The organism is Caulobacter segnis (assembly GCF_023935105.1).
GTDB lineage: Bacteria > Pseudomonadota > Alphaproteobacteria > Caulobacterales > Caulobacteraceae > Caulobacter > Caulobacter segnis_B.
Genome location: NZ_CP096040.1, coordinates 3,132,230 through 3,152,577, shown reverse-complemented (window position 1 = coordinate 3,152,577; position 20,348 = coordinate 3,132,230). Strand labels below are relative to the sequence as shown.

15 protein-coding genes and 1 pseudogene are annotated in these 20,348 nt (G+C 68.4%); 10 read left to right on the top strand and 6 right to left on the bottom strand.

Annotated features, from left to right (window positions below):
* The 8 genes from MZV50_RS14870 to MZV50_RS14835 all read left to right on the top strand — a co-directional run bounded on the left by MZV50_RS14870 (position 1) and on the right by MZV50_RS14835 (position 14,836).
* Entirely contained in the window at positions 1-1,416 is a 1,416-nt protein-coding gene (locus MZV50_RS14870; protein WP_252629962.1) for a family 43 glycosylhydrolase, read from the top strand.
* Between the two features lie 108 nt (positions 1,417-1,524).
* Entirely contained in the window at positions 1,525-2,136 is a 612-nt protein-coding gene (locus MZV50_RS14865; protein WP_252629960.1) for a YceI family protein, read from the top strand.
* A gap of 404 nt (positions 2,137-2,540) precedes the next feature.
* The gene (locus tag MZV50_RS14860; protein WP_252629959.1) at positions 2,541-5,591 is read left to right on the top strand and encodes a TonB-dependent receptor domain-containing protein; all 3,051 of its coding nucleotides are present in this window, start codon (positions 2,541-2,543) and stop codon (positions 5,589-5,591) included.
* Positions 5,592-5,607: 16 nt separating this feature from the next.
* Positions 5,608-8,118 (top strand): zinc-dependent metalloprotease, encoded by a 2,511-nt coding sequence (locus tag MZV50_RS14855; RefSeq protein WP_252629957.1) that lies wholly within the window; start codon positions 5,608-5,610, stop codon positions 8,116-8,118.
* Between the two features lie 26 nt (positions 8,119-8,144).
* Complete coding sequence (locus tag MZV50_RS14850) at positions 8,145-9,956, top strand: CIA30 family protein (RefSeq protein WP_252629956.1); 1,812 nt, start codon at positions 8,145-8,147, stop codon at positions 9,954-9,956.
* Between the two features lie 207 nt (positions 9,957-10,163).
* Positions 10,164-13,388, top strand: coding sequence for an autotransporter outer membrane beta-barrel domain-containing protein (locus MZV50_RS14845; RefSeq protein WP_252629955.1), 3,225 nt, complete (start codon positions 10,164-10,166; stop codon positions 13,386-13,388).
* Positions 13,389-13,525: 137 nt separating this feature from the next.
* On the top strand, positions 13,526-14,254 hold the full coding sequence (locus tag MZV50_RS14840) for a response regulator transcription factor (protein WP_252629954.1): 729 nt from the start codon (positions 13,526-13,528) through the stop codon (positions 14,252-14,254).
* Positions 14,255-14,365: 111 nt separating this feature from the next.
* Positions 14,366-14,836 (top strand): DUF2147 domain-containing protein, encoded by a 471-nt coding sequence (locus MZV50_RS14835; protein ID WP_252629952.1) that lies wholly within the window; start codon positions 14,366-14,368, stop codon positions 14,834-14,836.
* A 12-nt stretch (positions 14,837-14,848) separates the two neighbouring features.
* Here MZV50_RS14835 and MZV50_RS14830 read toward each other — a convergent pair whose 3' ends face one another.
* From MZV50_RS14830 to MZV50_RS14805, 6 genes and pseudogenes are all read right to left on the bottom strand, one after another.
* Entirely contained in the window at positions 14,849-15,169 is a 321-nt protein-coding gene (locus MZV50_RS14830; protein ID WP_252629950.1) for a plasmid stabilization protein, read from the bottom strand.
* Between the two features lie 50 nt (positions 15,170-15,219).
* A complete protein-coding gene (locus tag MZV50_RS14825) occupies positions 15,220-15,549 on the bottom strand; it encodes a hypothetical protein (RefSeq protein ID WP_252629949.1) in 330 nt (109 codons plus the stop codon).
* Positions 15,546-17,069: a GMC oxidoreductase gene (locus MZV50_RS14820; RefSeq protein ID WP_252629947.1), complete on the bottom strand. Its 1,524-nt coding sequence runs from the start codon at positions 17,067-17,069 to the stop codon at positions 15,546-15,548. The genes MZV50_RS14825 and MZV50_RS14820 overlap by 4 nt, the downstream gene beginning before the upstream one ends.
* A 48-nt stretch (positions 17,070-17,117) precedes the next feature.
* Positions 17,118-17,897 (bottom strand): ankyrin repeat domain-containing protein, encoded by a 780-nt coding sequence (locus MZV50_RS14815; protein ID WP_252635249.1) that lies wholly within the window; start codon positions 17,895-17,897, stop codon positions 17,118-17,120.
* 115 nt (positions 17,898-18,012) lie between these two features.
* Positions 18,013-18,585 (bottom strand): annotated as a pseudogene (locus MZV50_RS14810) (M56 family metallopeptidase); the annotation flags it as partial.
* On the bottom strand, positions 18,575-18,958 hold the full coding sequence (locus MZV50_RS14805) for a BlaI/MecI/CopY family transcriptional regulator (RefSeq protein ID WP_252635248.1): 384 nt from the start codon (positions 18,956-18,958) through the stop codon (positions 18,575-18,577). The gene MZV50_RS14805 and the pseudogene MZV50_RS14810, both read right to left, overlap by 11 nt.
* A gap of 126 nt (positions 18,959-19,084) precedes the next feature.
* Here MZV50_RS14805 and MZV50_RS14800 point away from each other — a divergent pair, with 126 nt between their 5' ends.
* Together MZV50_RS14800 and MZV50_RS14795 are read left to right on the top strand one after the other, a co-directional pair.
* Positions 19,085-19,663: a 2'-5' RNA ligase family protein gene (locus MZV50_RS14800; RefSeq protein ID WP_252629946.1), complete on the top strand. Its 579-nt coding sequence runs from the start codon at positions 19,085-19,087 to the stop codon at positions 19,661-19,663.
* Positions 19,663-20,334, top strand: coding sequence for a DNA alkylation repair protein (locus tag MZV50_RS14795; RefSeq protein ID WP_252629945.1), 672 nt, complete (start codon positions 19,663-19,665; stop codon positions 20,332-20,334). The genes MZV50_RS14800 and MZV50_RS14795 overlap by 1 nt, the downstream gene beginning before the upstream one ends.
* Positions 20,335-20,348: the final 14 nt, after the last annotated feature.

Genomic DNA, 20,348 nt, shown 5'->3' with positions numbered 1-20,348 from the left:
ATGACCTTCGATCTTCCGCCGTCGCGCAGAGCCCTGCTGGCCGGCGTCGGCGCGCTCGCCGCGCCGCTGACCGTGGGCGGCCGCGCCCTCGCCGCGAGGGCCGCGGCGGCGGCCTCGAACCCGCTGGTGCGCCAGCGCGCCGACGCCCAGATCTTCAAGCATCGCGACGGCGTGTACTACATGACCGCGTCCGTGCCCGAGTACGACCGGCTGGCCATCCGCCGCGCGCCCACGCTGGCCGAGCTCTCCACCGCCGCCGAGGCGGTGATCTGGCGGCGACCCAAAACCGGCAAGCTGGGCGGCTATATCTGGGCGCCCGAGCTGCACGAGATCGACGGCCGCTGGCACATGTATTTCGCGGCTGGCGACGCGGGCGAGCCGTTCCACATCCGTACCTATGTCCTGCGCTGCCTCGACAAGGACGCCCTGACCGGTCGCTGGGAGATGGCCGGCCAGTTCCAGACGCCTTGGGACACCTTCACCCTCGATTCCACGATCTTCAGCCACCGGCGCGTGCGCTACGCCCTGTGGGCCCAGCAGGAGCCGGGCATAAAGACCAACAGCAATCTCTATCTGGCGCCCTTGGCGAGCCCAACCACCCTGGCCGCGCCGCCGGCGCGCCTGACCCTGCCGACGCTGGATTGGGAGATCCGGGGTTTCAAGGTCGCCGAAGGGCCCGCGCCCCTGGTCCGCAACGGCAGGGTCTTCATCAGCTATTCGGCCAGCGCCACCGACGACCGTTACTGCCTGGGCCTGCTGAGCGCGGACGAGGGCGCCGACCTGATGTCGCCTGACGCCTGGCGCAAATCGCCGGAACCGGTCTTCGTCTCGTCCGAGGAGACCGGCGTCTGGGGGCCCGGCCACAACGCGTTCACGGTGGACGAGCAGGGGCGCGACGTCCTCGTCTACCATGGCCGCGACTACAAGAAGATCCAGGGTGATCCGCTGTTCGATCCCAACCGCCACACCCGTGTGCAACGCCTCTACTACAAGGCCGACGGGACGCCTGATTTCGGCGTGCCGGTCGGGGCGGGGGCCATCCCCGATCGCTTTTCGCCGCTGGATCGTCCGGAGGCGTTCCTCCGCCATCACGGGGACCGAGCCCTGGTCGGCTTTGGTCCGCTGCCGACCACCCAGTTTCGCCAGGTTTCCAGCCCGCTGGGTGGAGGCGCCATAAGCCTGGAGCCGATCCTCAAGCCCGGCCATGTGCTGAGCGTGGGCGCGAACGGCGCGGTCGGGATCGTCCTCGCCGGCGGGGATCCCAGGGCCGCCGGCTTCCGCCGCATGCCGGGCCTGGCCAACGCCAAGGCGGTGTCGTTCGCGGCGGTGGGTGGCGGCCATCTCGTCCACCGCGACGGGGCGTTGATCGTCGGTCGGGCCGCCAGCCGGGGCGCGGCGACCTTCCGGGTGACCTGAGGAGGGCGGGGCTTGCGAGAAAAGAGTATATCGCCCGAGCGAACATTCTGACGATATGCGGCGGCGCGGCCGCGGTTGGCGCGCGTGCTAGTCTTCGGAGGGATCCAAATGGTTCGGGCTTTCATTCTCGCGCTGTCGACGAGCTTCGCGCTGCTCACCGCGTCCGCCGCGGTCGCGGCGCCGGACAAGAATCCCGCGACCGCGCCCAGCGGCGACTACGCGCTCGACAAGCGGCACGCGGCGCTGATCGCCCGCGTCGACCACCAGGGCGGCGTCTCCAAGAGTGTGTTCCGCTTCGACGGCCTGGACGGGACCCTGAAGTGGGATGGCGCCAAACCCGAGCAGTCCAGCCTGTCGGTCACCATCGACCCCAAGTCGATCGTCACGCCGGTGGCCGGGTTCGCCGAGGAACTGGCGGGCGACAAGTTCTTCAAGTCGGCCCAGTTCCCGACGATCACCTTCGTCTCCAAGTCGGTCAGCCTCAGTGGTCCGACCTCGGGCAAGGTGGCGGGCGACCTGACTTTCATGGGCGTGACCAAGCCGGTGGTGCTGGACGTCACCTTCGGCGGCGTGGGCAAGTCACGCGACGGCGCCAAGCTGGGCTTCGCCGCCACCACCCGATTCGACCGCCGCGACTTCGGCTTCACCACCCTGGCCGGCGCGATCGGCAATGACATCGACATCCAGATCGATATCGAGTTCGACCAGATCAAAAAATAATTGGGTCGCCGGCAAGATCGATCGGTCGGGCGTTAAAGGGGGCGGGATTGTGGCGCATTCGAAGAACGCTGTAATCCCGACCCGTCGCCCTGCAGGGTTGTTGTTGAGTTGAGATGAGTTTCAGGGTTGATGGCTCGCGCGAGAGCGCATTTTCTGGCCTCGTCAATCCCTTTATACATGGGAAGATCTTTGCCTTTCTCTTGAGCAAAGCCATTCTCTAGAGGTTGTTTCTGTGACAATCGCTGCGGCGTTTGTCAGAAAAACTCTCCTTTTAATTCCAACCAGTTTGATGGGATTAACATCCGTCCGATCCATTTGTGTTCGGAGTGTGGCGCGGGCCATGCCTTGCTTCGTCTGGAGCAGGGCGGGGGTGGCCCGCGCATCGCGTTATTGGAGGGGCTTCCATGATCATCAATCACCGCAAACTCGTGCTTGCGACCACGGCGTTGTGCGCCGCGAGCTTCGCCGCCCACGCCTGGGCCCAGACCACGCCGCCGGCCGGCGCTGAACCCACCGAGATCGAGGCCGTCGTGGTCGTCGGTTCTCAGATCAAGGGCGCGAAGGTCAACGCGGCGCTGCCGGTGACGGTGGTCGGCGAGGATCAGATCGGGGCGTCTGGCGCCGTGTCCGGCGACGAGCTCTTCCGGTCGATCCCGCAGATGGGCGACGTGAACTTCAACGCCCAGTACCTGCCGGGCACCAGCAACAGCGCCCGGGGCGACGTCGGCTCGGTGAACCTGCGCAACCTGGGCATCGGCAATACCCTGGTCCTGCTGAACGGCCGCCGCGTGGTGACCCACCCGACCAGCCAGGCCAATGACAACCTGGTGCCGGTGCTGACCTACAACACCAGCGCCATCCCGGTGTCGGGCCTCAAGCGCCTGGAGGTGCTGCGCGACGGCGCGGCGGCCATCTACGGCGCCGACGCGGTGGCCGGCGTGGTCAACACCGTGTTGCGCGACGATGTCGAGGGCCTGACCACCTCGGCCCAGTATGGCTTCGCCGAGGGCACGAACCTGAAGGAGTACAATTTCAACGCCTTCGGCGGGAAGAACTTCGCCGACGGTCGCGGCAACGTCAGCGTCTTCGTCTCCTACGACCAGCGCACCAGCATGCGCTCGACCGACCAGGACTACACCGCCTCGCTGGATCGCCGTCCGCTGTTCGCCGGCACCCGCTTCGACAGCGCCGCCAGCCTGGACGGCCGCAGCACCACGACGCCGTGGGCCTACGTCCAGACGCCCCAGAGCTTCGGCACGGTGCGTCAGGGGACGACGGCCCTGACCAGCAGCGCTGGCTATTTCCATATCCAGCCTTCGACGTTCGCCGGCTGTCAGCTGAACATCAGCGGCGGCATGTGCATCGACGACGGCGCGCTCGCCACCTCGGCCGCCGACCGTGACCTTCGCTTCAATTCGGCCGCCCTCGGAACAACGGTGATCCCGGAGCTGAAGCGCACCAACGTCTTCCTGACCGGCCACTACGACATCTCCGACGACCTTACCGTCTTCGGCGAACTGGGCCTGTATCACGCCAAGACCAGCGCCCTGCAGGCGCCGATCGCCACGCTGTCGTCGGGCGTGATCAGCATCCCGGCCAGCAACTACTGGAACCCCTTCGGTCCGGTGACCTTCGCCAACGGCGCGACCAATCCCAACCGTCTGCCCAACCTGAACGTCCCGGCCAGCGGCCTGTCGCTGACCCTGCGTGGCTATACCTTCGCCGACCTGGGCCTGACCCACGTCGACGTCACCAACGACCAGTACCGCGTGCTGGGCGGCGTTCGGGGCCGGAAGTTCGGCTTCGACTGGGAATCGGCCCTGGTCTATTCGGAGGCCACCGCCGACGACATCAGCGACAACATCTCCAACACCAAGCTCTATGCCCAGTTGGCCCTGTCGACGCCCGACGCCTACAACGTCTTCAACGGCTCGGACATCAACAACCCCAGCGGCGCGGACACCACGCGCAACAGCGAAGCGGCGATCGACGCCATCCGCGTCAAGATCAAGCGCCGCACCAAGAGCAGCCTGGCCTCGTGGGACTTCAAGGTCTCCAAGCCCGACCTCTTCAGCCTGCCGGGCGGCGACGTCGGCGTGGCGTCGGGCGTCGAAGTGCGTCGCGAGACCCAGCTGGACGACCGCGACAAGCGCATCGATGGCACGATCACCTTCACCGATCCGATCAGCGGCGCGGTGCTGAGCGACCTGATCAACTCCAGCATGAACCCCGACACCAAGGGTCACCGCTCGGTCGCCTCGACCTATATCGAGTTCGCCGTTCCGCTGGTCTCGCCCGAGATGTCGATCCCGCTGGTCCATCGCCTGGATCTGCAACTGGCTGGCCGCTACGAGCACTACAGCGACTTCGGCAACACGGCCAAGCCCAAGGTGGCCGGCGCCTGGGACCTGGTCGACGGCTTCCGCATCCGCGGCTCGTGGGCCAAGGGCTTCCGCGCCCCGAACCTGGAGCAGATCAACGCCACGGTGGTGTCGCGCTCCAACACCCGGACCGACTACGCCTTCTGCGAGGCCGACCTGCGGGCGAAGCGCATCACCGCGTTCTCGGGCTGCTCGCGCTCGCTGCTGACCACGGCCCGCCGGGCGGGCAACCCCGACCTGAATCCCGAAGAGTCCGAGACCATCTCGTACGGCGTGGTCCTGGAGCCGAAGTTCATCCCGTCGGAGTACGGTCGCCTGACCTTCACCGTCGACTACTGGAAGGTGAAGCAGAAGGGCCTGATCGGGGTGTTCGGCGAGGGCAACGCCCTGATCCTGGACTACCTGCTGCGCCAGTCGGGCTCGAGCAACCCGAACGTCATCCGCGCCGCGCCGACGGCCGACGATCAGGCAGCCTTCGCTGGCACCGGTCTCGCGGCCGCGGGCCAGGTGCTGTACGTCAACGACAAGTACACCAACCTGCAGCCGCAGGACGTCGAGGGCCTGGACCTCGGCCTGATGTATCGTCTGTCGACGGACAAGCTCGGCGACTTCGACCTGAACGTGAACGCCGCGCACCTGATCAAGTACTACCAGTCGCCCTCGCCGGGCATCTCCGAACTGCTGGCGGCGCGTAACGCGGGCAAGATCAACGCCGGCACCACGATCACCGGCGGCGGAAACCTGCTGCAGCAGAACGGCAAGACCGACTGGAAGGTCTCGGCCGCGCTGACCTGGCGCTACAAGCAGCTGACCGTCGGCGGCTTCACCCAGTACATCGGCGAGTACAACGACACCGCCCTGATCGACTCGGCCGGCGCGCCGTGGGTGGTGGACTCGCAGATCACCGCCAACCTGTACGGCGAGTACGACTTCGCCTCGGCCAACACCAAGCTGCGCCTGGGCGTTCGGAACATCACCGACAAGGACCCGCCGCTCAGCTCGGCGGGCTATGACGGGACGGTCTATCTGCCCTATGCCCGCTACTGGTACGTCTCGGTCAAGAAGACGTTCTAGGAACAGGGGGCGGATCGTGAAGTACGAGTTCAGCGCTGAACGGGCGCGCTGGCGGGTTTCGAGCGCGCTGGCCGCGCTCGTGCTCGCGGCCGCGCCGGCGACCTTCGCTCAAGCCGCTGGCGCGCCCGCGCCGGCGGCCGCCTCGCCCTCGAGCCTGCTGCCGGTGAAGACCGACGCGGCCAGGGGCGCCGTCGTCGTCACCCTGCCGGCGCCGGGCGCCGACGGGGTGTCTGGACGGTTTCTCTACCAGCCAAGCCTGAGCGGCGGTCTGGGATCGACGCCAGTGGGTCTGGACCGGGCCGCGACCGGCGAGACCCAGGTGCTGATCTTCCGGCGCGTCGGCAAAAAGGTGCTGATCGCGTTCGAGAACTACGGCTTCCGCGCGGTTGGCGGGACGCCCGAGGAAATCCGGACCGTTCAGGACAGTTTCCCCGCGTCGGTGGTCTGGTCCGGCGACGTCATCGCCGACACGCCGGACGGCGGCGTCACCGTGGACATCGCCTCGTTCCTGCTGCGCGACGCCTTCGACATCGCCAGCGGCCTCAAGCGCGGCAAGCAGGGCGCTTACAAGTTGGCGCCGACGCTCAGCTACATCGACCTGCCGGCCATTGGCGTCTTCCCCGACAACCTCGAGTTCGATACGCGGCAGACCTTCACCGCCGACGACCCGGGTCCCGAGGTCAACGGAATCGTCCCGGACGGGCGCGCGGTGACCTTCGGCGTCCACCACAGCTTCATCCGCCTGCCGGGACCGGGCTTCATCCCACGGCCGCAGGATCCACGCACCGGCACCTCGGCCCAGGTTCTGTTCGCCGACTACGCCACGCCGCTGGACCAGCCGATCGTCCAGCGCCTGGCGCGCCGGTTCCGGCTGGAGAAGACCGACCCGACCGCCGCCCGCTCGCGGGTCAAGAAGCCGATCGTCTACTACGTCGATCGCGGCGCGCCCGAGCCGATCCGCGCCGCCCTGATCGAAGGCGGCCGCTGGTGGGCCAAGGCCTTCGAGGAGGCCGGCTATATCGACGCCTTCCGCGTGGAGTCGCTGCCCGAGGGCGTCGACCCGATGGATGCGCGCTACAATGTCGTCAACTGGATTCACCGCCAGACCCGCGGCTGGTCGACCGGGACGACGGTGGTCGATCCCCGCACCGGCGAGATCGTCCGCGGCGTGGTCCAGCTGGGCTCGCTGCGCGTGCGCCAGGATCGGTTGATCTTCGAGGGCCTGGTGGGCGCCGACAAGACAGGGAAGGGCGGTCCCGATGATCCGCTCAACGTTTCCCTGGCCCGCATCCGCCAGCTGTCGGTGCACGAGATCGGCCACACCCTGGGCCTGGCGCACAACTTCGCGGGCAGCACCTACGGCCGAGCCTCGGTGATGGACTACCCGGCGCCGCTGGTGAAGATCGAGGGCGATCGCCTGGACCTCTCCGACGCCTACGCCAAGGGCGTTGGGGCCTGGGACCGCTTCGCGATCAACTGGCTGTACTCGCAAGGCGCGCCCGGCTCGGATGAGCCCGCGCGCCTGGATCGCCTGGCGCGGGACGCGCAAGCCAAGGGGCTGCGCTTCGTCACCGACGCGGACTCGCGCGGGGCGGCGTCCGGTCAGCCCTACGGCGCGCTCTGGGACAACGGCCCCGACGCGGTCGCCGAGCTGGATCATGTGCTGGCCGTGCGCAAGATCGCGCTGAGCAAGTTCGGCCTGGCCAACCTGCCCAAGGGCGCCCCGGCGGCGGATCTCAAGCGTGTATTGGCGCCGATCTACCTGTTCCACCGCTACCAGGTCGAAGCCGCTGTGAAACTGATCGGCGGCGTCGACTACGCCTACGCCGTGCGCGGCGACGGCCATGAGGCCGCGTCGATCCCGTCGGCGGCCGCCCAGCGCAAGGCGCTGGACGCCCTGCTGCGGACCACCGATCCGGCGACGCTGGACCTGCCCGATCCCCTGTTGAACCTGTTGTCGTCGGGCCAGTCGGGCGTGCGCGACAAGGCCTACGAGATCGAGATCTTCCCGACCTCGGGGCCCTCGGTCTTCGACCTGCCGACGGCCGCCGAGATGGCCGCCGACCAGACCGTGTCGTTGCTGCTCAATCCGCAGCGGCTGAACCGGGTGGTCGAGCAGAACCGCCGCGATCCGGCGCAGCTGGGTGTTGGCGAGTTGACCGAGCGACTGCTGGCTGGCGTGGCGCCCAGCGGCGCGGAGGGACGGCTGGGCGACCTGCGTCGCCGTATTCGCGCGCGGGTGGTCGGCGATCTGGTCGAGGCCCAGGGCGACAAGGCCCTGTCGCCGACGGCCGCCGCCCAGATCGACGCGGCGCTGCGAACCTTCGGCAAGACGCTGGCCGCCTACCAGGGCGGCGGGGCCGAGGGTGATCAGGCCGCGGCGCTGTCGCGCGCCTTGCTCGGCGAGGACGCCACCGCCAAACAAGCTCTCGCCGCGCCCCGTTCCGGCGCGGTCGAGACCCTGCCGCCCGGCATGCCGATCGGCGGGGAAGACTGCTGGTTCTGCGCGCCGAGCGCGGGTTTGTAATGCGTATCCAAGAAGGAAAGCGTCTCATGACCGCTCCCCCCACGACGTCCCGGCTGTTCAAGGCCTGCTCCCGAGGCGCGCTGATCGCCGCCGCCGGCGTCCTACTGCCGATGGCCGCCGCCCAGGCCGCGACGCCGGCCCTGGCGATCGTCAACGCCCAGATCTTCGACGGCACGGGCGCCGCGCCCTACAAGGGGACCCTGGTGGTTCAGGACGGCCGCATCGTCGACGTCGGCCCTGGCGTGAAGGCGCCGAGGGGCGCTCGGGTCGTCGACGCCAAGGGCGAGGCGGTGACGCCCGGCTTCTTCGACGTCCACACCCACTGGACCCCCGCCGGCGCGCCGGCCATCACGCCGAAGATCGCCGACGCCTATGTCGCCTCGGGCGTGACGACGGTGAACGACTTCCACCAGCAGCCGGAGTCCTTCGCGCCGCGCCGTCAGTGGCTGTCGACCCTGACCACGCCGCACGTCAACTTCGTGGCCCGGGTCAGCACGCCGGGCGGCCACGGCGCCGACTGGGCCGACGAGGCGACCACCCGCTGGGTCGACACCCCCGAAGCGGCCAAGGCCGCCATCGAGGGCCTGGCCCCGTACAAGCCCGACGCCATCAAGGCCTTCACCGACGGCTGGCGCTATGGCGCGGCCCCGGACAACACCAGCATGGACGGCTGGACGCTGAAGGCCCTGACGGACTCGGCCCACAAGCTGAACCTCAAGGTCCTGTCGCACACCGTCACGGTCGAGCGCGGCGCCGTCGCGGCCGACAGCGGCGTCGACATCATCGCCCACAGCCTGCAGGACCAGCCGATCGACGCCGAGACCGTCGCCAAGCTGAAGGCTAACGGCACCTACTACGCCCCAACCCTGGCGGTCTACGAACCGGTCAAGCCCGGCCAGAAGCCGCCGGCCGACCCGAACAGCCCGCGCGCCAAGCTTGCGGTCCAGAAGTTCGGCTACGCCCTGGCCAACGTGAAGACGCTCAAGGACGCCGGCGTGCCGATCGCCCTGGGCACCGACGCCGGCATGCCCGGCACGCCGCACGGCGCCTCGACGCTGCGGGAGATGGAGCTGCTGGTCCAAGCCGGCTTGACCCCGTCGGAAGCCTTGATCGCCGGCACGGCCACCAGCGCCCGCGCCATGAACCTGCTGGCCGATCGCGGCACGCTGGAGAAGGGCAAGCGCGCCGACTTCGTGCTGATCGCCGGCCAGCCGTGGACGACCATCACCGACATCCGCAAGGTCGACCGCGTGTTCATCGACGGCAAGGCGGTGTTCGGGCCCGGCTCGACGCGCTCGCCCGCCAACGACCAGCCGACCATGCCGACCCTGAAGGCCAAGGGTCCGCTGGTCGACGACTTCGAACGCGCCGACGGCCGGACCAGCCTGGACACCCTGCGCCTCAGCGACTTCGACGGCGGCCGCGACCGCAGCGTCGAGGTGCTGCAGACGATCGACAAGGGCGACGGCGACCACGTGCTGAGCGTGGCGGCCAAGATGGCCCAGAAGGCCGAGCCGGACGCCGGCGTCCTGCTGCCGCTGAGCCGAGGTTCGGTCGAACCCGTCGACGCCTCGGCGTTCAAGGGCGTGACCTTCGACCTGCGCGGCGACGGCGGCCCTTACATCGTGACGATCAACAGTGTCTCTGGCTCATGGGTCGCCAAGGTCTCGGCCGACAAGACCTGGGGCAAGGTCACGGTGCCGTTCGCCGACTTCAAGCGATCGGGCCGAGGCGAGGGCGCCTGGACCGGGACGGACCTCCTGGAAGTGGGCGTCTCGGGCTCGCGTCCCGCTGGCCGCAAGCTGTGGTTCGAGCTGGACGACGTGACCTTCTACTGAGCCTTTCCGCCTCGTCGGATAGTCTGAAGCCCTCGCCCCGGAAAGGCGGGGGCTTCTTGCTTTGGGGCGATCGAATGTCTCCGAACATAACGGAAGATCTCGCAAGGCTGCGTCAGGTTGCGCGGCGCGGCGGACGGGAAACAAGCCAGCCACGCGGCGGCCAAGCGGGCTCGCTAGGGCTGCGGGGATTGTCCTCGAAGGTCCCCTATGCCGCGCAAGTTCCTCGTCGCCACGGCCGCCGCCGCTCCGATGCTCCTCTACGCTGGCTACGCCTTCGCGGAGGTCGAGGTCACCAGCAGCTCGCGAACCACGGCGATCACCACCGCCAGCCCGAACGGCGGAAGCGCCGACGACGTCAAGGTCACCGAGGACGGGGTCATAACCCTGAGCGCGTCCGGGGCGATCGTCACGCTGAACAGCGACAACACCGTCACCATGAACGGCGGCCTGGCCAGCGTCGATGTCGACGATTCGGTGGGCGTCCTGGTGCTCGGCGGGCACACCGGAACGGTCACCAGTGAAGGCACGATCAGCCTGACCGAAGACTACGACTACGAGGACAGCGACGACGACGGCGACTATGACGGCCTCTTCGCCAAGGGCTATCGACGCTACGGCATCCGCGTCACCGGAACCGACGCCTTCACTGGCACGATCACCAATTCCGGCACGATCACCATCGAGGGCATGGATTCGGCGGGCATCAGCGTCGAGGTCCCCCTGGTCGGCAATCTGGTCCATTCGGGATCGATCAGCGTCACCGGCGACCGCGGCTACGGGATCCACATCGCCGCGCCGGTGACCGGCAAGGTCCAGATCGAGGGCTCGACCAGCGTGACCGGCGAAGGCTCGGTCGGCGTGGCGGTCGATTCCGCCATCGACGGCGCCTTCGTCCTGCAAGGCTCGGTCTATTCCAGCGGCTACCGCGTCACCTCGCGCTACAGCGATCCGGACGACCGGGCGCTGCTGGACGCCGACGACATGCTGGAAGGCGGCGGCGGGGTGAACATCGCGGCCAACGTCACGGGCGGGGTGCTGCTGGACACGCCGCCGACCGACACCAACGACGACACCAGCGACGACGAGGACGGCGACGGGGTCACCGACAGCTCGGAAGGTTCGGCTTCGATCAGCGTCTACGGCGGCGCGCCGGCGCTGAAGATCGGCTCGAACAGCAACACCGTCACGATCGGCGCGGTCGGGACGGGCGACGACGCCTATGGCCTGATCATCAGAGGCTCGGTCAGCGCCGCCAGCGTCTATGACGGCGTCGAGACCACGGGCGTTCAGATCGGCGGCGACGCCGGCTATGAGACCCTGATCACCAACGGCATCCGAATTTCCGGCTCGGTCGGCGCCTCGGCCTATGAGGCCCAGACCAACGCCCTGCGGCTGAAGGCCGGCGCGATCGCCGACACGATCTGGAACGCGGGGACGATCAGCGCCACGACCATCTCCGAGGGCGACTACTCGGCGCGAGCCCTGGTCATCGACTCCGGCGCGGCGACCAGCGTGCTCAACAACGACGGGGTGATCAGCGCCACGGTGTCAGGCGAGAAGGGCACGTCCTACGCGATCCTGGACAACTCCGGCACGCTGACGACCATCAACAACACCCGGACGATCGCCGCCTATGTCGTGGCCACCGACGACGACGACGATACGGACGCTTCCAACGAGACGATCACCGGCAAGTCGATCGCCATCGACGTCTCGAAGAACACCACGGGCGTGACCATCACCCAGACCGGCGTCAACGACGGCGACGATGGAGACGACGGCGTGGCCGACACCGACACGGACGGCGATGGCGTGGACGACGCCGACGAGCCGGCGATCATCGGCAAGATCCGCTTCGGCTCGGGCGACGACACCCTGAACGTCCTGAACGGCACGGTGATCGGCGACATCTCGTTCGGCGACGGCGCCGACAACCTGACGATCGACGGCGGCGGCTACGTGCTGACGGGCCTGTCCGACACTGATGGGCGTCTAAACATCACGATCGGCGACGGCGTCCTGGGCCTGACCAACACCAACGACCTGAAGGTCACCAACCTGACCCTCGGGTCCAGCAGCAAGCTGATCTTCAGCGTCGATCCGACCGCGGGGACCTGGACGCGCATCGTCGCCGACACCGCGACCCTCGCGACCGGGACCAATCTGGGCCTTGTGCTCAACAACCTGCTGACCACGGCCTCGACCTTCGAGGTCATCCGGGCCGGAACCCTGACCGCCGGCGACATCAGCCAGGACCTGCTGGGCGACGCGCCGTACCTCTATGTCGCCAGCGCCTACCAGTCAGGTAATAGCGTCAACATCGACGTCCGACGCCGTACGGCCAGCGAGGCCGGCATGACGACCAATCAGGCCGCCGCGTACGACGCGGTGTTCGCGGCCTTGTCCAAGAACGACGACATCGCCGGCGCCTTCCTCAACCAGAGCACTCGCGACGGTTTCTACAACCTCTACAGCCAGATGCTGCCCGACCAGGGCCTGGGCATGTTCTCGGCCCTGCAGGCGGTGAACCAGCAGATCTCGGCCGCCACCATGATCCGCCCCGACCAGGGCGAGCGCTACGGCCCCGACAGCGTCTGGGTCCAGCAGATCAACACCATGATCCGGCGTGAGGACGGCTCGGACCAGGGTTCGGACACCCAGGCCCTGGGCTTCGTGGCCGGCTATGAGGCGATGGGCGACGCAGGCGGCGCGCTAGGCGTGACCCTGGCCATGGTCAATATCGAGGAGCACGACACCACCGCCAAGGCCGGCGAGCGCACGGTCAATACGATGGTCCAGGCCGGGCTATACTGGCGCCGTTCGGTCGGCGGCTGGCGCTTCAATCTGGGTGGCGGGGCGGGCTACGGCTGGCTGACCGGCGACCGCAGCTTCTACAGCGAGGACGTCGACGGCGACGGCGAGGCCGACGCCTCGGCCACCAATGTCGCTCACTGGAACGGCGCCATGGCCAACGCCTTCGCCGGCATCGCCTACGAGCAGAAGCTGGGCCGCTATTTCGTCCGACCGGAAAGCCGCCTCGACTACGTCTATTTCTCCGAGGGCAAGCGCAGCGAGACGGGCGGCGGCGACGGCTTCGACCTGATCCGCGACGCGCGCAGCTTCAGCAACCTCAGCGGCGATATAGGCCTGGTCCTGGGCGCGCAATTCGGCGAGGCGGTCTGGTGGCGGCCCGAGATCCGCATCGGCTACCGCAAGACGCTTTCGGGCAATATCGATGACACCGTGGCCCGCTTCCGGAGCGGCGAATCGTTCACCCTAACCTCGGTGACCGACAAGAAGGGCGCGCCGACCCTGGGCTTCGCCATCCGCGCGGGCTCGACCATGTCGTACCTGGCCCTGGAGGGCGGGGCGGAAGCGGCCAAGAAGCAGACCCGCTACTACATGCGCTTCTCGGGCCGGTCGATGTTCTAGCCCCGGAGAACACGGGTCAGGATTGTGGCGAATTCCGCCACAATCGCGCCTTGATCGCGAATGTAGCAATACAAACAGAAGGTAATTTCGCCGCCCCGCCCAGCTAAGCCTTACCCGTGCCAGAAGGAGTAACGGGCGTGCGGCAAAGGATCCTACTTCTCGACGCGGACCAGGCCGCGCGATCGCAAATGTACGACCTGCTGTGCAGGCACGAGTACGAGGTCGTCACGGCGTCGTCGGCGCGCCAGATGGACAGGATCCTGACCACGGTTCCGATCGACGCGGTCGTGCTGGACATCATGCTGCCCGGCGAGGGCGGCTTCTCGGTGTGCAATCGCCTGCGCAGCCATCAGCCCCAGCCCGGCGTGATCGTGGTCAGCGCCATGGCCGACGAGAGCGACGTGGTGGTCGGGCTTGAGATCGGCGCCGACGACTATGTGGCCAAGCCCTATCGCTCCCGCGAGCTGCTGGCCCGCATCCGCTCGGTGCTGCGCCGGCGGCAGGCCGGAATGCGCCTCAAGCGCGACGACGACCGCGCCAACGTCTATCGCTTCGACGGCTGGCGGCTGAACATCATCACCCGACAGCTTTTCGATCCCTACGACCGCAGCGTCGAGCTGTCCTCGGGCGAGTTCACTCTGCTCAGCGCCTTGCTGGCCAGCCCACAGCAGATCGTGCCGCGCGCTCGCCTGCTGCAGGATCCCAAGACCGGCGATCGCTCGGACGGCGAGCGCCAGATCAATGTCATCGTCAGCCGACTGCGCGCCAAGCTCGCCCGGGTCGAAGGGGGCGAGGGCCTGGTTCGAACGGTGCGGGGGCAGGGGTATCTGCTGACTGTGCCGGTCGAGAGCCTGACCCTCGACTGACCGGCTCCACCGCTCGCCACGATTCTGACGGCTTCACCTGATCTCCTCGAACGTCTAGCCTTGAGCGCGTTCGGTGGCGTGCGCCGCGCGATGAGTGGAAGAGGGCCCTTTATGAGCCGAAGGATTTCGGGCGGGCTGCCCCTGGCGGCAGCGGTGTTGGCGCTTTTGGGCGCGGCGAGCGCGTCGCTGGCCGCCGACGCCACGCCGCCGAAGCCGGGCGACATCTACGGCGTGTGGCGCAATCCCAAGGGCAGCGTCCACATCGAGATCAAGCCCTGCGAGAACCGCACCTGCGGCTATGTCGTCTGGGCCAATGCCGACGCGCGGGCTGACGTGAAGAAGAAGAACAACCAGGATCTGGTCGGCATGCAGCTGCTGCGTGACTTCTCCGCGACGGATCCCAACGAGTGGAAGGGCCGCGTCTTCGTGCCGGACTTGGACATGACCTTCTCGGGCCAGGTCAAGCTGCTGGACCGTGTCTCGCTGAAGGCCAAGGGCTGCCTGCTGCCCAACTTCCTGTGCAAGTCGCAGACCTGGACGCGGGTCGACACCGCCACCGCGCCGACCGGCCACGCCCTCTAGGTCTTTTCGCCCTCAGTGGCGGGAGTGATGCTCGGCGTTGCGCTTGCGGGTGGCGGCGGCCTTCTTGGCCGAGGCCGAGCGGTCCGCCGCGCTGCGGCTGGCCGAGGCCTCGCCGCCTTTTTCGCCGCCCTTGTGGGCCGCTGGATGGCCGGTGTGCTTGCCGCGACCCGAGCCGCCGGGCTGCTTGCCGCCGCCGTCGTCCTTGTTGACGGTGGCCCAGGCGCGCCGTTCGGCCTCCGTCTCCGACACACCCTTGGCCTCGTAGCCTTCGGCGATGTGGTCGGCCTTGCGCTCCTGCTTGTCGGTGTACTTGCTCTTGTCGCCCTGGGGCATGACGGATCTCCTCTGACGACAAGGCCAACCCGTCGGGCGTCACGCGGTTCCTACGGCTGACCTTCCAGTGACAGCAGGGCGAACAGCGCGCCTTCGGTGTCCGACAGGCGCCAGCCGCGATGGACGAAAACCGCGCCTTGGTGGAAGTCGGCGGCCGCGAGCGCGCGCAGTCGGTCGAGGGCGTCGCGGCCCCGGCCGTTCGGGAAAAGGCGGGTGGTCAGCTGGCTGACCGTGGCCTTCGGATTTCGGGTCCGCCAAGCCTCGCCGATACGACGGGTGGCGGCGCGGTCGAGACCCGCCAGGGCGTCCGGCGTGGCGGCGAGGGCGGGCGTGGCGGCCAAGGCCACGAGGGCGGCCAGGAGGTCGCGGCGGGTGGTCATCGCACGGTCTCTTGCTTCAGGTGATCAGCCAGCCGAATGGTCAGCGCCAACAGGGTCAGGGTCGGATTGGCGATGCCCGAGGTCGGGAACACCGAGCTGCCGGTGACATAGAGGTTGCGGGCCTCGTGCAGCCGCAGGTCCGGGTCGACGACGCCTTTCGCGGGATCGGCGTGCATCCGCGTCGTCCCCATGTGGTGGCGCGAGGCGCTGCAGGCGCCCAGCAGCTTGCTCCGCTCCAGAGACCAGCACAGGCGGCCTTCGCCCGACGCGCCAAGGGCGTCGGCCAGGCCCGCGACCGAGCGCTCCAGGTCGACGTAGTCCTTGTCGCCATAGGCCCAGGTCAGGCGCACGCGCGGCATGCCCAAGGCGTCCTTCTGGTCGGAGTCCAGCGTCACGCGGCTGTCGGGATTGGGAAAATGCTCGGCCATGGCGAAGTAGCCGAGCAACTGGCCGTCACCCTGGCGAGCGAGGCGCGCGACCGTCTTGCTAATCGTCACGGTATCGGCGGCGACTGGGGTCTGAGGCTCCGACGCCCTCACCCGGAACAGGGTGGCGGTGAAGTTGCCGGTCTTCATCCGCGTCTGGGCCGGGAGGCCCGCGCCGATGACGCAGTGGGCGGTCCGGCCCTTGTCCGGAGCGTAGAGGTCCATCGGCGTGGCGCGGCTGATCGCGATCGCCGTGCCCTCGTTCTGATCGTCGCCGTCATTGGAGTAGGTGACGTGACCCTGGAAGAAGCGCCCGACTAGGTCGTGGCCGTTGCCCAGATTGTCCGAGGCCAGCAGCAGGCGGGCGTTCTCGATGCCGCCGACCGCCAGGACGTAGCGCGCCGCCTGGGCGGTGTGGCGATGGTCGTTGAGGCAGGCGATATCCAGCCCAACGATTTCAAGGCCTTCACGCCGGATCCTCGTGACGTTGGCGTGTAGATAGACGGCGATGTTCGGGACTTCCGCGAACTGGGTGCGGAAGGCGTCGAAGGCGGTCTTGTCCACGCCGCCCGAGAAGCGGGAGAATTCGCGGGGCGCGGGGAAGAAGCCGTCGGCGGGATCGAGCGCCAGGGGCTGGCGCTCGGGCCCGGATGGCCTGGGCCGGTCCAGCGGGAAGCGCGGGATCTCCAGCAGGTCGCAGGCCCGATCGTAGTATGGCTGCATCTGCGCGCGCGTGACGGGCCAGCCGCTGTACGGGATCCAGGGACGTTCGGCGAAGTCCGCCGGGTCAAGCGGCGCGCACTTGCCGCCCCAGACCATGCCCGAACCGCCCAGGGCCCGGACTCGCGACTGGACGGGATAGTCGTCGAACGGCCGATCCGGATTGCCCGGCGCGCGCTGCATGCCAAAGCCGGCGTAGAGGGCTTGGTTGTCGGCGTCGATCTCCAACCCGCCGCTCTCCAGGATCGTCACCCTCAGAGGGCCGCCGGCCAGTTCCTTGGCCAGGGCGATGCCGGCCATGCCGCCGCCGATGATGATCAGGTCGGCCTCAATCCGGCTGGCATCGGGCAGAGTCCGAGCGTCGATGATCGCCATCGTTCAAAAAGCCTCTGATTTTGCTGGGGAAGTTGCGGGGCGGGTCCCTTAGGACCGCGCGCCCCGGCTCTTCAGGTAGGCGGCGACGTCGCCGTGGCCGTTGCGGCTGGCCTCGCCCAGGGGCGAGCGCGTCCCGCCATTGGCCGGCACTTCACGGTTCACGTCGGCGCCGCGCTCGGTCAGATAGGCGACGATGTCGAGGTTGCCGGCCTGGGCGGCGTTGATCAGCGGGGTCTCGTCGCCGGGAACGAAGACTTCGACGTCGGCGCCGCGCTCGACCAGCAGGCGGACGATCTCGAGATTGCCCGACAGCGAGGCCTGGATCAGCGGGGCGCCGTCGCCGCGCACGGCCAGGTTCGGATCGGCGCCGGCGGCCAGCAGCATCTGGACGATCTCCAGCTGGCCACGCCGGGCCGCCTCGATCAGGGGCGAGCCGTCACCGGGCAGTACGGCGTTGGCGTTGGCGCCCAGGGCGATCAGCTCACGGACGGCCGCCACGTCGCGAGCGCGGACGGCGTCGAACAACGGCTGGCTGAGATGGCGGGCGACGGCGCGCTTGGTCTGCTCGGGGGACGGCCGGACGACCTGCGCCGGCTGGGCGGCCCAGGCGGCGACGCCGGCGGACAGGGACAGGACCGCGACGGCGGCCGCCCCGGCAAGGTGGCGGCGACGGTTGGCGTGGTGATGGGCGAGCAAGGTGAAACGCTCCTTCAGTTGCTGGTTGGCCGAGGCGGGCCAGCAGCAGCCCAGCGGCGGCGCGCAGGGCGCCAACTGGGTCTTCAGCATGGCCTCGCCATAGGCGCGGCGGGTCTTGGGATGACGGGCCAGGACGGCGGCGTCGCAGGCGATCTCCTGGTCGATCCGCGCGAAGGACGCGCCGACATTGGACCAGAGGGTTGAACCAGAACAGGCACCGCAGCGCGGTGGTTACGGCGTTGATCTGGGCGTCGCCGACCGCCAGGTGGTTCTTCTCGTGCGCCAGGATCAGGATCTGCTCCTCGGGCGAGAAGCGCCTGGCGAAGTCGGCCGGCAGCACGATGCGCGGGGCCAGGGCGCCGATCACGGCGGGACCGACGCCCGGGCGCTCCGACCGCATCAAGCCCGGTTCGCCCGTGGCGCTCAGCTGCCCCAGCGAGCGGATGAACCGCCGCTGGCGTTCGGCCTGGATGACGAGGCCGCCCAAGGCGACGGCGCCCCAAAGGCCTAGCAGGATTTCGTCGACCGGAAGATCGAGAGGGCGAAACTCCGCGGTCTCGGTCGAGGCGCTCGTCGAAGCGACGGCCTTGGCCGGCGCGTGCATGCTCGCCGTCGTTTCGGCAGGAGCCAGTGGCCGGACGATCGTTCGCGCCGGGACCAGCAGGGGCAGGATCGACAGCGGTGCGACCAGCCACAGGGCGTAGGCGCTGCGCGCGCCGAACGCGGCGCGGACCGGTTTGCGCAGGGCCAGCACCAGCAGGACAGCGGCGGCCAGGGCCAGGTTGGCCTTGATCGCGAACAGGATCAGATCATTGGCCATCGTCGAGTTTCTCCAGCAGACGGCGCAGCTCGGCGACGTCCTCGGGGGCCAGTCTCTCGCGCTTGGAGAAGTGGCTGACCAACGGCGCCAGGCGGCCATCGAACAGGCGATCCAGCAGGCCCTGGCTCTCGGCGTCGACATAGTCCTCGCGACCGATCAGCGGACGATAGAGAAAGCGTCGGCCATCCTTGTCGGCGGCGATCGCGCCCTTCTTCAGCAGGCGGTTCAGCAGGGTCTTCACCGTGCCTTCCGCCCAGCCCTGGTCCTTGGCTAGCAGAGCGAGAATGTCCTCGGCGGCCTTGGGGCTGTTGGCCCACAGGACCTTCATGACTTCGCTCTCGGCGGCGCTGATGCGGTGCGGGCTCGTATCCATGGCGTGACGATTACGCACGTAAACGTTCCGGTCAAGCGGCCGATTACGCATGTAAACGAATTGTAATGTGGCGTTGGAGGCGGCGGCGAAGCGGCTTAATCCTGTCGGCGACCAGAGGGGAGCCGCATGGCCGAGACGCTGCAGATGGGCCTCCCGGGCTTCGACCCGCCGACGCCGACCGACCGGCTGATGTTCCTACTGTATCCCGATCCGGCGACGGCCGAGGCCATCGCACGCGAGGCCCGCCGGCTGAAGGAAGCCCTGGGTCTGAGGGGGCTGCCGCTGCCGACCGACCGCTTCCACGTCACCCTGCATCACCTGGGCGACTATGTCGGCCTGCCCGCCGACATGGTCCGCAAGGGCGAGGCGGCGGGACAGGCCGTGACGGCCGCGCCGTTCGAGGTCGTGTTCGACAAGGCCGTCAGCTTCGCCAATCGCCCTGGCAACAACCCCTTCACCCTGCAGGGCGGGGACGGCGTCTCCACGCTGGTCGCCTTCCAGCAGGCGCTGGGCCTGAAGATGGCCGGCGCGGGCCTGAAACCTGACAAGCAGTTCCTCCCGCACATCACGCTGCTCTATGACGGCCAGGTCGTTCCAGCCCAGGCGATCGCGCCGATCCGCTGGACGGTGAACCGCTTCGCCCTCGTCCAGAGCAAGCTGGGCCAGACCCAGCACATCGTGCTCAAGGCCTGGGACCTGGCCTGATGGCGAGCGTCGCCGAAGCCCTCCAGCAGTTGGAAGCGCTCGGCGACGAAGCCTATCGCGCGGGCATGGCGCGCTATGCGATCACCGCACCCAAAGCCTTCGGCGTGGCGGTGGGCAAGATCCGGACGCTTTCCAAGCGGCTGGGCCGTGACCACGCCCTGGCTCAGGCCTTGTGGGAGACCGGTTGGTACGAGGCCCGGCTGCTGGCGGCGATGGTCGACGATCCCGAGTGGGTCACGCCCGAGCAGATGGACGCCTGGCGGGCGGACTTCGACAACTGGGCGGTGACCGACACTCTGTGTTTCGACCTGTTCGACCGCACGCCCCACGCCCCGGCCAAGATCGACGCGTGGGTGACGCTGGAGGGCGAGTTCGACAAGCGCGCTGGCTTCGTCCTGCTGGCCAGCGTGGCCCTGCATCGCAAGGAACTGCCGGACGCGCCGTTCCTGGAGCGCCTGTCCTTGATCGAGGCCGGGAGCACCGATCCTCGCAACTTCGTCAAGAAGGGCGTCAACTGGGCGCTCCGGGCGATCGGCTCGCGCAAGAGCCCGGTGCTGCGGGCCGCCGCCCTGGATTGCGCCGCGCGGCTCGCCGCCTCCACCGATCGCACCGCCCGCTGGAACGGCAAGGACGCCCTGAGACAGTTGAACCGCGGAAACCAGAAAGGTTAGGGCAGGGGGTGACA